Here is a 14028-nt window from a genome sequence, read left to right on the forward strand (position 1 = left end):
AATTGAGCAAATAGCTCAGACTAAACTGAAATAAAGTGAATAAATGACATGATCGGATGCTTAATTGGCGAAGTGCTAGCATTGGAAGCACCAACAGTATTACTTAATGTAAATGGCGTAGGCTACGAAATTGACACTCCGCTTTCTACATTTTGCCAACTACAAAAAGGTCAAAAAGTTACGCTCTGGACACATCTTGCAGTACGTGAAGATGCACAACTGCTTTATGGTTTTAGTAACCCACAAGAAAAATTAATTTTCCGTACTTTACTTAAAGTAAATGGTGTTGGGCCCAAAATGGCGCTTGGCATTCTTTCAACGTTAAGTGTCGAAATGCTGATTCATACAGTTGAAAATGAAGATGTAAATACTTTAGTCAAAGTACCAGGTGTGGGTAAGAAAACCGCAGAACGCTTGATGATTGAACTTCGTGACCGTTTTAAAGCGATGTCATCTGGCACAGTACCAAGCAATTCAACTTCGGAGCAAATCCAATTTACCGGTAATTCTGCCGTTGCGGAAGCTGAAGCAGCATTGCAATCACTGGGCTACAAACCACTAGAAGCACAAAAATTAGTGAATGCTGCCAAAGGTGACTTCACCGAAGCCAGTGATATCATCCGCGCTGCCTTAAAGTCGATGAATAAGTAAATACCTATTAAACGCAAGCCAACACTGGCTATGCTAAAGGCGACATGGATGTCGCCTGTTGAGTTGGGATACACGACGCATCCTCAACTCAACAAAAGATTTTTTTTACTTTTGATCTTTCAAAAGTAAAATAATGCCTACACAATGGTAGCAAAATACAAATCAAGATTTGAGGCTGTGCATGCAGCATCAAAATGCTCAGCTCAAGAGATTAGTTTATTCAATATGCAAGACCGTCTTATCAGTGGTTCAGAAAAACCCGAAGATCACTTTGATCGTGCTATCCGCCCTGCCACACTCAAAGACTACATCGGGCAACCCGTTGTCCGCGAACAAATGGAAATTTTCATTGGCGCTGCCCGTGGCCGTGGTGAAGCACTCGATCACACACTTATTTTTGGCCCACCAGGTTTAGGTAAAACGACGCTTGCCAACATCATTGCACATGAAATGGGTGGCAATCTCAAGTCAACCTCTGGCCCAGTACTTGAGCGTGCCGGCGACTTGGCAGCCATGCTGACTAACCTTGAAGAAGGTGACGTACTGTTTATTGACGAAATTCATCGTCTTTCACCTGTGATTGAAGAAATTTTATATCCAGCCATGGAAGACTATCAGTTGGATATCATGATTGGTGAAGGACCAGCTGCCCGTTCTATCAAGCTCGACTTACCTGCATTTACATTAGTTGCAGCAACCACACGTGCGGGACTACTCACCTCACCTTTACGTGATCGTTTCGGGATTGTGCAACGTTTAGAGTTCTATTCCGTAAAAGATCTGACTCATATTGTGACTCGTTCAGCAAACTTAATGGATGTACCGATTACTGAAGATGGCGCACTGGAAGTTGCACGTCGTGCACGTGGTACGCCACGTATTGCCAACCGTTTATTACGCCGTGTTCGAGATTATGCCCAAGTCAAAGGTACAGGCGAAGTGACCCAAGAAATGGCGCAACGTGCTTTAGATATGTTGAATGTCGATAAAGATGGTTTAGACACTTTAGACCGTCGTTATCTTTCAATGTTATTGGAACGTTTTGACGGCGGCCCTGCAGGTGTTGAAGCTTTGGCTGCAGCTATGGCTGAAGATTCAGGCACATTAGAAGATGTGATCGAGCCCTACCTCATTCAGCAAGGCTATGTCATGCGTACTGCACGTGGACGTATTGCCACCAACATGGCGTATTTACAGTTTGGGATGACACCACCAGAGCCGAAAGATAAGTAAACGATAATTCACTGAACGACTTCAGGGAGTTAAATGCTCCCTGCATATTTATTTAAATTTTTAAAATAAATTCAATCCACTACAAACAATAAACTAAAATGATAAATCTTGAGAATAGAATAATTAACAAAATTAATAGCGATTACATTCAAAACCTACCATTAGACAGTGCCATTGAACACATTCCCAGAGAACAACCTATCAGTTCATTTAGCCCAAAACAAATGAGTGATTTTGAAAGCTTATTCCACACAGAATACAATTATTTTATCACTGTCGAATGTGAAAACATTCTTAGCAAAGAAACCATAGAAGTAAGTGAAGATAATATCTTAACTATTAAACAATCGCCTTCTGCATATCGTATAAAAAACCTGAGCTTCAACTATACTTCTGCCCTCATTTTTATTGGGACGTACTATCACGACGACGTACAAGCTTTGGTCAAGGAAAACTTTAAGCCAGCAAAAATTAATACGTTGTATTTCAGCTTCTCATTCTTTGCTTTAGTCATACTCGTTTATGTGTTTTTCTGGATAGATCTACCTAATAAACTTTTACTCATGTTAGTTATTGGCCTTGGCTTTTGCTGCTTAACGTATATGTATGAATCTTTAAAAGCATTACTTCCAAAGCAACAGAAAAAGAAAATGGAAGAAACTCACTTTCATATTGCAGGATATTTAGCAGCTCAACTACAAGATTTTGTCGATGCAAAATTTAAATTAGATGAACAAACAAATTAAAAGCAGTCTCTTTTTTAATCAATAATTACAACTACGAAAGTTAAAGATTTACGTGAGTTGAAACCTTGTGCCATTGGACTGATGACTCACGGTGCTAAACTGCCCGTCATTGAAGCACTTGACGAATCATTGAATTATCGCCATTTTTAAATGCTCTAATTCTTTGCTGAAGTGCAGACCAATATTTTTCAGATTTTATAAAGACGGAACACTCTCATGGCGAATAAATTCGAATTCAACATTCGTGTATATATTGAAGATACAGATGCAGGTGGCATTGTTTACCACGCAAATCATATTCGCTTTATGGAACGTACCCGCACAGAATGGCTACGTGCTTCAGGTGTAGACCATTATTGGCATCAAAAAGATTACAACTTTGTCGTTCATAAAATAAATGTGAAATATTCACGTCCTATATTAATGGATGACCTAATTACTGTTACAGCAAGTGTAGTTTCGTGTAAGGCTACGTCATTTGTGTTGCAACAAAATATTTATCGTGGTGATATTATGCTGGCATCAGGTGAGGTAGAATTGGCATGTATCAGTGCAGAGATGAGACCCCGTCGCCTTCCTGATGAAATACGTGAACTGATTCTGAAAGAATTGGAACAAGATTAAAAAAATTATTTGGCACATGTAGTAACTATGGCAACTCAACTAGAATCAACACTCAAAGTTTCAGACCTCATCTTACAAGCAAGTCCTGTCGTACAACTGGTAATGCTCCTGCTGCTCTTAGCTTCGTTATTCAGTTGGTATCTGATTGCCAAGTTACACATGAGTTATAAAAAAGCGCAGGCCGATGATGAACATTTCCAAAAAATCTTTTGGTCTGGCGCCGAACTCAACACTTTATACAACAATGCCCAACTCAACTCGAAACGTGTTGGCCTTGAAGATATCTTCTATCAAGGTATGGGCGAATTTTTCAAACTAAAAAAACGCAGTGCGACATCAGAACAGTCAATTGAAGGCACTGAACGTATTTTACGTGTGGGTTTAAGCCGTGATCAAGGTCATCTTGAAAATGGTCTAGGTGCCCTTGCCAGCATTGGTTCAGTTGCACCTTATGTCGGTTTATTCGGTACCGTTTGGGGCATTATGAATGCTTTTATCGGCTTGGCTGATGTTGACCAAGTTACACTTGCAACGGTTGCGCCAGGTATTGCTGAAGCTCTGATTGCGACTGCCATCGGTCTATTTGCTGCAATTCCAGCGGTATTAGCCTTTAACCATTTTACAGCCAAAGGCGAAGCAGTTTATAACGACCGCGCGCTGTTTGCCGAAGAAATGGTTGCGTTATTACAACGTCAGTCTGTAGGTTCAACTCAGGACAATGACTAATGGCTATTCAACGTTCTGGACGCTTTGAGCGCATTAAAAAACCTTTAAAAAGTGACATGAACGTCGTGCCGTACATCGACGTTATGTTAGTTCTTTTGGTGATTTTTATGGTGACCGCACCAATGATCACCACTGGTGTCAAGGTCGACTTGCCACAGGCAAATGGCACGCCTATGCAAGCGGAAGATCGCCCTGCGATTGTTACACTTGAGGCGGATGGCACGATCACTCTCAAAGATAAAAATCATCAAGATGATGTACTCACACTCGATGAACTAAAATCTGTTTTAACGGCTTCGCAAAATGAAGCGAACGAACAGAAAAAGCAAATGAGTGTGCTCATTAACGGCAGTGAATCTCGTCCCTATGGTGAAGTCATGAAGCTCATGTCAGCACTTCAAGATGCAGGTTTAACACAAGTAGGTTTACTGACTGAGCCATTAAAATAATTTATGAAAGATTTCAAAAAGCCGCCTTTTAAACAAAAAGCCGTTGCGATTGGTTTCACACTAGGTGTGCATGTCGTCGCTGTGGTTGGCTTACTTTATCTTGGCATGAGTAAACCACCTGAGCCTCCTAAAAAAATAACCACTGTTTTGGTAAAACCGGAAGATTTAAAACCTGTAACACGTGAAGTCACTGAGTTTGATGAAACCGCACATGAAAATGTAACTGAACAAATCACGCAAACAGTAGAACCTAGCGTTGAACCTGCACCTGAAGTTCCAACATCTGCTCCACCAAAGCCGACTGAAACACCTAAAGCGGATCCACAGATTGCAGCACAACAAGCACTTGCCGCAGCAAAAGCACAGCAGCTTGCTGAACAAAAAGCTGCGGACAATGCTAAACGCGCTCAAGAAAAGGCTAAAGCTGCTGAAGCGGCTAAATTAAAAGCTCAACAAGATGCCAAAGTAGATGCGGCTAAAGCAAAAGCAGATGCCACAGCGAAAGCCAATGCCGACGCAGCAAAACGTAAAGCAGATACTGATGCCAAAGCCAAGGCTGAAAAAATCCGTGCAGATGCGTTAAGAAAAGCAGAAGCTGACAAAGTCAAAGCTGCAGCAATGGCAAAAGCCAATGCTGATGCAAAAGCTAAGGCCAATGCAGACGCAGCAAAACGTAAAGCGGATGTAGATGCGAAAGCCAAGGCCAATGCGGAAGCTGCAAAACGTAAAGCAGACGCTGATGCGAAAGCTAAAGCCAATGCGGAAGCTGCAAAGCGTAAAGCAGATGCTGATGCAAAAGCTAAGGCCAACGCAGATGCAGCGAAACGTAAAGCAGACGCCGATGCAAAAGCTAAAGCCAATGCGGAAGCTGCAAAACGTAAAGCAGACGCCGATGCAAAAGCCAAGGCAGATGCAAAGGCTAAAGCCGATGCCGAAGCACGCGAACGTGCAGCCGAAGAAGCCAAAGCTTCATCAGCTAAAAAAGCAGCTGAAGAAGCCGCACAGAAAAAGGCTGAAGCGAAGAAGATTGCATCTACTGCAAAGAAAGATTTTGAAAATAAAATCCGTCGTGCATGGGACACACCTTCTGACTCTGCGGGTAAATCGGCAACTGCTCGGGTGACATTATCAGAAAGTGGTTCAGTCCGATCAGTAATCGTAAACTCGAGTGATCCGGACATGAAAGCCAGTATTGAAGCGGCGGTTCGTGCTGCAGCACCGTACCCAATGCCAAGCGACCCTGATGCTAGACGTGAAGCACAAAGCTTTACCTCTACATTTAGATCTTCAAATTAACTTTGATAAATCCCTGCATTGATTGCGGGGATTTTTTTATATTTCTTGTGAGTATGGCAAACTTTGGAAAATTTATTGATTAGATGGGTTCATTCACTGATTTTTTGAATGAAACAAATTCTATTTGGTCGACACTTTTCATAAAATGACATATACATAAGTTTTACTAGCTCAGCCTAATCAAGAGCTACTTATTTCTTCTAAACATTTGATTCAAAAATTAAATTTCAACTATATAGAATTATCATTTCCAGTTCAAAATGTGATGTTGTCTGCACCACTTTTAAGATAAACTTCAGTGAACTCGAATAAAATCTCTGCATTTTTCACAGTGTTATAACAGTTCAGTCATATTTTCATGCTTTTAATAATCCAAAATCATGCCATTATGTGACACAACCTAATACAGACAATAACTCACATTTTTAGAGTAGTTAGCGAATGATGGAAATGACGCGTAAACATCTTCTTTGCTTAGCAATTATGACCGCTTTGAGTCCAGTTTTAGTCACTCAAACACATGCACAGCTTCATCTTGAAATCACCAAGGCGCCTGAAGCAGCGCCTAAAATTGCTATTGTGCCTTTTAGCAATGACACAAATATTTATCCTGTAGTTGAAAGCGATTTGAATCGTTCAGGAAAATTTACCAGTGCGTCTAAGAACTTAGCTGCAACTGCAGGGATGAATTCTCCAAATGCAGAAGCTTGGCAGGCGGCAGGTGTTCCCTATGTTGTAACAGGAACATCAAAAACAACAGCTGACGGTTCATATGAAATTCACTACCAACTGTACGATGTCGAAAAAAAGCAATACTTATTAAATGAACTTTTGACAGTTCCAGCTTCACGTTCACGTCAAGCAGCGCATATGATCAGTGATGCGATTTATCAAGCTTTAACAGGTATTCCTGGTGACTTCAGTGGTCGTATCGCTTATGTTCTGCGTAATGCAGCAACTCCAGATCAACGCTATACCCTACAAATTGCCGACACAGATGGGGAGCAGCCACGCACCATTTTAACTTCACGTGATCCAATCCTTTCCCCTGCTTGGACACCTGATGCTAAAAAACTGGCTTATGTATCATTTGAAACCAAACGTCCTGCGATTTACATTCAGGACTTAGCAACTGGTAGCCGTGAAAAAGTGGCAAGCTTCCGTGGTTTAAATGGTGCTCCAAGCTTCTCGCCCGATGGTAAAAGCATGTTGTTCACTGCATCTATGCATGGCAACCCTGAAATTTACCAAATGGATTTACAAAGCCGTCAGCTAAAACGGATGACCAATGATACTGCCATCGACACAGAAGCGCGTTATGCCCCTGACGGTAAATCATTTATTTTTACCTCTGACCGTGGTGGCTCTCCACAAATTTATACCTACAACTTAAGTGCTGAAAGTGTAAAACGTTTAACATTCCGTGGTGCATTTAATGCCCGTGGCACTTTAAGTGCTGATGGTAAAAAATTAGCTTTAGTGCATCGTCCAAGTGGCAGTAACTATAAAGTTGCCGTACAAGACATTAACTCAGGTGTGACCAATATTTTGACGCCTACGAGTTTGGATGAATCTCCAAGCTTCTCGCCAAATGGTCAAATGGTGGTGTATGCAACACGTGAAGCGAACCGCGGCTTATTGTCAATTATGTCTTTAGATGGACGCTTCCGCATGAACTTACCAAGTGAACAAGGCGAAGTTCGTGAACCTGCTTGGGCACCAAAGTAAAATAACTGAATTGATAATTTTTTATTCAGCATTTAGCTCATAAATTTTTTATTAAACATCATAATGAATCGTCATGGAGATGAAAATGAACGCAGTAAAATTATTTGCTCTTCCTGTTTTAGCCACTGCCTTGGTCATGACAGGTTGCGCAAGCCGCAAACCTGCAGCAGATATTCAAGCAGGACAAAATCCGTCTAGCTCTACCACTGTAAATACTACAGGCCTAAGTGAAGATGCAGCGCTTAATGCACAAAACCTTGCAGGTGCCTCATCAAAAGGTGTAACTGAAGCTAATAAAGCGTATTTAGCAAAGCGCGTCGTACACTTCGATTACGACAGTTCTGAACTCAGCAATGAAGATCTTCAAACACTGCAAGCGCACGCACAGTTCCTTGTAGCGAATGCTAATTCACGTGTTGCTTTAACAGGTCATACCGATGAACGTGGCACACGTGAATACAACATGGCGTTGGGTGAACGTCGTGCTAAAGCGGTTGAAAGCTTTTTAGTAACAACAGGTGTTAATCCAAACCAACTTGAAGCTGTAAGTTATGGTAAAGAGATGCCAATCAATGCGGGTCATGATGAAAATGCATGGAAAGAAAACCGCCGTGTAGAAATTAACTACGAAGCTGTTCCACCACTATTGAAATAAGTTTATTTTCAGGATGGTAGACCTAGCAATAAAAAAGCACTCAAATTGAGTGCTTTTTTACACAAAACCAAATCCATTAGGCCTCTGTTTTTACCGATTCAGAATTTTCTTTTTCAGCGTGCATAGATTCAATCAAATCATGCTTATTGAACTTTTTATATTCTGCCTTCGACTCATAGCCACTCCACGCAGCTTTCACAGTATCCGCAGAAATATTGTCTAAATTCAATCCTTCAGTCGCGGTTGGAGTCGCATCAAATTTTTGTGTGGTCATTGTTGTGCTCCCTGTCATTGGATTTTTATACCACCTTCAACATAGCATGTTCAACCAGACTTGCAAGGGTAAAATGAAGGCAAATAGTCGAGTATGATTTTTCTTTTGCGTCGTTCTCATCTAAAATGTTGCACAATCACGTTTTTATCATTCTTGATAAATCAATATTTGGAGTTTTCCTGTCATGTCAAATCTCACCCTTTCCCAATTTTTACAACAACAAAGTGGTAATCTAACTCCTGCATTAGCACAAGTTATTGAAACAATTGGTAATACTTGCAAAGACATCGACCTTCTTTTACAAAAAGGTGCTTTGGCTGGCGTATTGGGTAGCGCGCAACACGAAAACGTTCAAGGTGAAGAACAAAAGAAACTCGACGTTATCTCTAACGACTATTTAATCGATGCTTTAAAAGTTCACCCACATGTAGGGGGGTTGGCTTCTGAAGAATTAGATGAATTCACGCCAGCGCAAGAAAATGGTGAATTCTTAGTATTATTTGACCCGCTTGATGGTTCAAGCAATATCGATATCAACATGTGTGTAGGTACAATTTTCTCAATTCTTCCAGCTAAAAATGCAGTAACACAAGCAGACGACTTCATGCAAGCTGGTGTTAACCAAGCTGCTGCAGGTTATGTGCTCTATGGCCCATCAACCATGATGGCTCTAACTGTTGGCGCTGGCGTTGTATTCTTTACATTTGACCCAGAAAGCAAAGAATTCTTATTAACAAAAGATGCAATTGCAGTTGCTGCTGACACCAAAGAATATGCCATCAATGCTTCGAACCAACGCCATTGGGAAGAGCCTGTTAAACGCTATGTAGACGAACTTCTTGCAGGTAAAACTGGTCCACGTGAAAAAGACTTCAACATGCGTTGGGTTGCGTGCATGGTGGGTGATATTCACCGTATTCTTTGCCGTAGCGGTATCTTCATGTATCCATACGACTTTAAAGATCCGAAAAAAGCAGGTCGCCTACGTTTAATGTACGAAGCAAACCCAATGAGTATGCTTATGGAACAAGCTGGTGGTGCTTCTACTACAGGTCGTGTACGCATTCTTGACATCCAACCAACTGAACTTCATCAACGTGTACCAGTGATTATTGGTTCTAAAAATGAAGTTGATTTAGTCACCTCTTATCATAACTAATATTTACCCTTTTAACGAAAGTCAGTTATTCAGCTGACTTTCGTGGATATTTTCCCATGGCCCTGATTTATCTCGAATCAAAAGACAATCCTAAAATTAAGCATCTGCGTGGCTTAATCGACCAAAATGCCTATCGTAAAAAACAAGGTCAAACTGTTTTAGAAGGCACCCATTTGGTTCTCTCTTGGTTAGATGCAAAACGACCAATTAAATCTATTTTCACCACTGAAAGTGCGATTAATCACGCCGATTTTGACCTAATTGCTGAAAAATATTTAGGTACAGTGTTTATTCTAAGTGAATCACTTTATAAAGATATCAGTACATTAGGTACTTCAATTGCTTGCCTAGCGATTGTTGACTTACCCAACTCAAGTGAAGCGCTCAACTTTACTGAAGACACCTTAATTTTAGACAATATTCAAGATCCTGGTAACGTAGGTACTTTGCTCCGCTCTGCGGCTGCAGCGGGTATTGAACAAATTGTATGTACTAAAGGTTCAGCATCGCTTTGGTCTCCACGTGTTTTACGTGCAGGCATGGGCGCGCACTTCTCAGTACATACTTATGAAAATATCGTCCTTGAAGATATTTTGCCAAAGTTCAAAATTCCTGTTTATGCTACCAGCTCACATCAGTCTGAAAACCTATATTCAAAAAATTTACGCCAGCAATGTGTATGGATTTTAGGTAATGAAGGCCAGGGTGTGTCTGAATATGCATTAAAACATGCGGAAGCAGTTGCCATTCCCCAACCTGGTGGACAAGAATCACTTAACGTCGCAATTGCCGGTTCAATCTGCTTTTTTGAGATGGTTCGCCAACGTCAGTAAAATCGTTACTTTATTTTATTAAGACGCGACCATTCAAAAAAATAGATTACACTAGAAAAATAATAATTCTTTTTGTCAACCTAACCATTATTTCCAACGTTATTTAAGTATGAATATGGAAATAATGGTGGGTGTCCAATGACAGGATTTTCCATCCCTATGGATTTAGCACCCAAACAGTCCGAGACCCAAAATAGTAGTGTTCTGAAGAGCACAGCTGAATCTCGCCTGAAAAACTTCATGAATGAAGTAACGGGACGTGCTTTAGTAATGATGGAAAGTGCAACACACGGACAACATGGCATTGCTATGGATTTAGTCCAAGAAGCATTTATATCATTGCATAAAGCCTATGCTGACAAATCTACAGATGAATGGTATCCCCTGTTTTACACCATTTTAAATAATAAATTGCAGGATTGGCGTCGTAAAGAGGCTCGCCGTTCTCAACCATTTTCTTTATTCAGAAAAGTTAGTCTTGATGACGATGATGTTGAATTGCAAGATGTTGTTGATGAATCAACGCCTAATCCATTCGACTTCTTAGATCAAGCAGTTACTGCAGATGAAATACAAAATGCCATTGCAGAGCTTCCTGTTCGCCAGCAACAAGCATTTATGTTGCGAGCTTGGGAAGGTTTCGATACGCATACCACTGCAGAAATTATGAATTGTTCCGAAGGCAGTGTGAAAACACATTACCACCGTGCCATTCAAGGCTTACGTACCGCTTTGGCACATTTGAATCCACATATGGGAGGATCATCCGAATGAAACAAGATGATTTCTTAAAGCAAGTAACTTCCAAGCTTGATGGACTCGCACAGCATCACAAAGACAAAGCCAATGTCATGAATAACGTGCTTGAAGAAATTCACCAGCATGAAACTTCTCGCTACGGCTTTTGGAAAATGTCAGGCTTTGCGTTAGCCGCTGCAATCGCTGGTTTTGTTGTATTACCGAATGCAACTATTTTAGATGAGAAACCACAAAATCAAGTGATTTCAACCCCAAAACTCTCACCTCAAATGGTGGAAGATCTTGAAATGTTAATGGTTCTGGGTGAGGACAAAGTTCCACATGGCAGCTAAAAAAATCGCAATTGCATTTTGTGCATTCAGTTTTTTGCAAACAAGTTTTGCAGGCTTTGATCGTTTTTGGATTTTCTCTAAAGACGCGGATACTCAAGTCAATGAAACTTGGGATGCATTATCTGATGTTGAGCAACAAGCACTCATAAAAAAATACCAAACTTTGAAAGAAATTCCTGCTGCACAAAGCGTTAGCTTACAGCAACGTATGGATTGGTTTACTCAACTTCCTGATGCAGAAAAACAGCGCATGCGAGAAACATGGCAAAAAATGAGTACGTTAGAGCGTAAAGAATTAGCCACACGTATGCAAAGTGCAGCTCCAGATGAACGCTCAGCTATTCGTGATGAGTATATTAATAAATACTTGCAACCCGCTATTACAGTGCATTAAGTTAGACACTTTTTTAATATGTTTGCCAATAAAAAACCCTCTGTGAGAGGGTTTTTTATTGCTATTGAATTCTAGTTCATTCGACGACGATAGACTACTAAACCAAACAAACTGATTAAACCTAATATTCCAAAAGATCCACCACCACTCGATGAGGTATTGGTGTTTTTAGCTGTATTTTTCAAAGTTAAAATACCAATATTGGATTTTGCTCCCTCGGAATCAAATACCGAATATTTGACAGGGTAATCAAATTGGCTCAGATTATTTTTCACACTAAAAGAAAGCTTTCCACCATAGCAGGTCTCTTTGACATAACTCCCTGGACACTGTCCACTGCGTTCAGCTGTAAAATTCAGGCCCGCAGGAATGCTATCTAAATGAATCGGCAAATCTAATCCATTAACATCTTTATTCCACAATGCTTTGCCTGAAGGGAGTGTAGCTAATGGACCATCTCCCTCCTCACTGGCATTCAGCATTAAGTTATCAATGTTCAAAGTCAAATTACTTGATGGATCAATTGAATAAGTTTTGCTTTCAACAATTGGTTCAATATTTTTAAATACAGCTTTTAGAATTCCTGAAGAACTATTTGATGTATTGGTTTTTTCGGTCAAAGTATATTGGCAAAATGCGAAATCTGTTGCATCCGTTACATCTCCACCCGCTCTATAAATCACAACTTTATGAAGTTTAGCATCCCATTCACATTTCAAATCATCTAGATCACCACCAACTACCGATGCCTGGCCTGATGCGATTGTAATTTCTGAACCAATTCCCAGCGGTTTTGCACTTACCGTATAATTATCTGCATTTAACTTCTGTAATTGTCTTGATTGGGTGCCAATCACAGTTACTTCTTGAGGTAGCGATTTTTCAAAAGGATTAAAATAAATTGCCCGATATTTTAAATTGTTTTTCAATGCAGCTAGTTCAGCTTCTTTGACCGATAAGTCTTCTTGATTCGCAATTTTATATTCTTTATATACGGGATCATTAATATCTGCTTTAAGTCCATCAATTTCATCTTGATAACCTTTTACTAAGACCTTTATCGATGAATTTGTTAACTCATCAACATCGGCTGCCGTAAGATCCATGGACTCTACAGAACCAATTTCACAACTATTGCGAGAATCTGGATTAAGTTGCAAAGTCCCATCTGTAATACGAACCAGTCCTCTTTGATCATTTTCCGAACAATTACTAAGACCAGTATTCATTAGGCTTGTAGCTAAATTCGTCTTCAGAGGATAATACAAAGGTAAATATAGGTTATATTCAGATGTTTCCTGTAAAGGTGTGAGATAAGTCGATATCGCATTATTTTTTACATCAATATTCTTTATAGAGCTATTGGTGCTAGTCAAAACACTTTCAGGTAAATCACATAATGCTTCTGTTAACTCAAAAGCATTACCTGTCGCGTAAAATGTTTGGGTTTTATCAGGTACTGTATTATTCAGATATCGACAAGATTTACCGGTTTTATTAAATGCTAAGACATTAAAAGCCAATGATTTAGAACCATTTTTATCATAGTAATAAGTACTGTAGGCATCATTTTCAACAATGGTGTTACTGGTAAAGCTGAATAAAGATGCAGCACTTAGACGCTCAACACTATTGTTTACCGTATTATCAATCGCTTTGATAATACTACCTGTTGTTGCACTTGCCCTATTTTTTGCTATGGTATTTGCCATCAGTACTGAAGTAACTTGGCCACAGTAATCAAATATACTTTGACTATTCGCTGAACCATTTTCAATAAAGCTACTTTGGGTGAAACTAATATTAGGCTTACTATCACCAAAATTACCCACACAATCCATTGCCAAGACGGTATCTTTAGGTGCCTGATTTGACTGCACTAATGTACTCACTAAATCTACATTTTTTTCGGTGTTTAACGTAGAGGCATAAATTGCACCACCTGCAATATCCGCCTTAGAGTTATCAATAATGCCGTTACTAAGCACAAAACTTCCGCCGACATTTACAGCTCCCCCTCGGGTATTAGAATATCCATTAGTTATAGTCAAATCATTATAAAACCAATACAATGGTGCAATGAGTTATTCAGAACATTTTAGACGTAAAATTTTAGCTAAGCTTGAGGAAGGTTATTCTATTCGAGCGGTAGCTGCACAATTTGAAATT

General features: G+C 40.0%; 16 protein-coding genes and 1 pseudogene. 15 read left to right on the forward strand and 2 right to left on the reverse strand.

From position 1 onward, the window contains the following. Positions 1–48 precede the first annotated feature (48 nt). From ruvA to pal, 9 genes are all read left to right on the forward strand, one after another. Positions 49–651, forward strand: coding sequence for a Holliday junction branch migration protein RuvA (gene ruvA / locus FTV09_RS04375; protein ID WP_067765241.1), 603 nt, complete (start codon positions 49–51; stop codon positions 649–651). 225 nt (positions 652–876) lie between these two features. After that, complete coding sequence (gene ruvB, locus FTV09_RS04380; RefSeq protein ID WP_067765755.1) at positions 877–1884, forward strand: Holliday junction branch migration DNA helicase RuvB; 1008 nt, start codon at positions 877–879, stop codon at positions 1882–1884. 98 nt (positions 1885–1982) lie between these two features. Beyond that, positions 1983–2630 (forward strand): hypothetical protein, encoded by a 648-nt coding sequence (locus FTV09_RS04385; protein ID WP_150923016.1) that lies wholly within the window; start codon positions 1983–1985, stop codon positions 2628–2630. A gap of 216 nt (positions 2631–2846) precedes the next feature. Beyond that, complete coding sequence (gene ybgC / locus FTV09_RS04390; RefSeq protein ID WP_067765246.1) at positions 2847–3254, forward strand: tol-pal system-associated acyl-CoA thioesterase; 408 nt, start codon at positions 2847–2849, stop codon at positions 3252–3254. A 27-nt stretch (positions 3255–3281) separates the two neighbouring features. Continuing rightward, positions 3282–3980: a protein TolQ gene (gene tolQ / locus FTV09_RS04395; RefSeq protein ID WP_180056961.1), complete on the forward strand. Its 699-nt coding sequence runs from the start codon at positions 3282–3284 to the stop codon at positions 3978–3980. Further along, a complete protein-coding gene (tolR, locus tag FTV09_RS04400) occupies positions 3980–4429 on the forward strand; it encodes a protein TolR (RefSeq protein ID WP_180056964.1) in 450 nt (149 codons plus the stop codon). Before tolQ ends, tolR begins: the two co-directional genes overlap by 1 nt. Positions 4430–4432: 3 nt before the next feature. Further along, on the forward strand, positions 4433–5725 hold the full coding sequence (tolA, locus tag FTV09_RS04405) for a cell envelope integrity protein TolA (RefSeq protein WP_180056965.1): 1293 nt from the start codon (positions 4433–4435) through the stop codon (positions 5723–5725). A 444-nt stretch (positions 5726–6169) separates the two neighbouring features. Further along, a complete protein-coding gene (tolB, locus tag FTV09_RS04410; RefSeq protein WP_171256694.1) occupies positions 6170–7453 on the forward strand; it encodes a Tol-Pal system beta propeller repeat protein TolB in 1284 nt (427 codons plus the stop codon). 85 nt (positions 7454–7538) lie between these two features. After that, positions 7539–8108, forward strand: coding sequence for a peptidoglycan-associated lipoprotein Pal (gene pal, locus FTV09_RS04415; protein WP_067765258.1), 570 nt, complete (start codon positions 7539–7541; stop codon positions 8106–8108). 76 nt (positions 8109–8184) lie between these two features. Here pal and FTV09_RS04420 read toward each other — a convergent pair whose 3' ends face one another. Further along, the gene (locus FTV09_RS04420) at positions 8185–8382 is read right to left on the reverse strand and encodes an NF038105 family protein (RefSeq protein ID WP_067765259.1); all 198 of its coding nucleotides are present in this window, start codon (positions 8380–8382) and stop codon (positions 8185–8187) included. Between the two features lie 184 nt (positions 8383–8566). On the opposite strand from FTV09_RS04420, the gene FTV09_RS04425 reads away from it, so the two are divergent. The 5 genes from FTV09_RS04425 to FTV09_RS04445 all read left to right on the forward strand — a co-directional run bounded on the left by FTV09_RS04425 (position 8567) and on the right by FTV09_RS04445 (position 11859). Further along, positions 8567–9541 (forward strand): class 1 fructose-bisphosphatase, encoded by a 975-nt coding sequence (locus FTV09_RS04425; protein ID WP_180056967.1) that lies wholly within the window; start codon positions 8567–8569, stop codon positions 9539–9541. A gap of 56 nt (positions 9542–9597) precedes the next feature. Beyond that, positions 9598–10374, forward strand: a complete 777-nt coding sequence (locus tag FTV09_RS04430; protein ID WP_067765262.1) for an RNA methyltransferase — start codon at positions 9598–9600, stop codon at positions 10372–10374. A gap of 159 nt (positions 10375–10533) precedes the next feature. Further along, a complete protein-coding gene (locus FTV09_RS04435) occupies positions 10534–11148 on the forward strand; it encodes an RNA polymerase sigma factor (protein ID WP_067765268.1) in 615 nt (204 codons plus the stop codon). Then, positions 11145–11465 carry a hypothetical protein gene (locus FTV09_RS04440; protein ID WP_067765271.1) on the forward strand — a complete coding sequence of 107 codons (321 nt, stop codon included), beginning with the start codon at positions 11145–11147 and terminating at the stop codon, positions 11463–11465. Before FTV09_RS04435 ends, FTV09_RS04440 begins: the two co-directional genes overlap by 4 nt. Further along, the gene (locus FTV09_RS04445) at positions 11455–11859 is read left to right on the forward strand and encodes a DUF3106 domain-containing protein (protein WP_067765275.1); all 405 of its coding nucleotides are present in this window, start codon (positions 11455–11457) and stop codon (positions 11857–11859) included. The genes FTV09_RS04440 and FTV09_RS04445 overlap by 11 nt, the downstream gene beginning before the upstream one ends. A gap of 71 nt (positions 11860–11930) precedes the next feature. Here FTV09_RS04445 and FTV09_RS04450 read toward each other — a convergent pair whose 3' ends face one another. After that, positions 11931–13910 (reverse strand): CSLREA domain-containing protein, encoded by a 1980-nt coding sequence (locus tag FTV09_RS04450; RefSeq protein WP_180056969.1) that lies wholly within the window; start codon positions 13908–13910, stop codon positions 11931–11933. A 28-nt stretch (positions 13911–13938) separates the two neighbouring features. On the opposite strand from FTV09_RS04450, the pseudogene FTV09_RS17910 reads away from it, so the two are divergent. Further along, positions 13939–14028: pseudogene (locus FTV09_RS17910) on the forward strand (transposase); the annotation flags it as partial.

Source organism: Acinetobacter sp. YH12227 (assembly GCF_013417785.1).
Lineage (GTDB): Bacteria > Pseudomonadota > Gammaproteobacteria > Pseudomonadales > Moraxellaceae > Acinetobacter > Acinetobacter gandensis.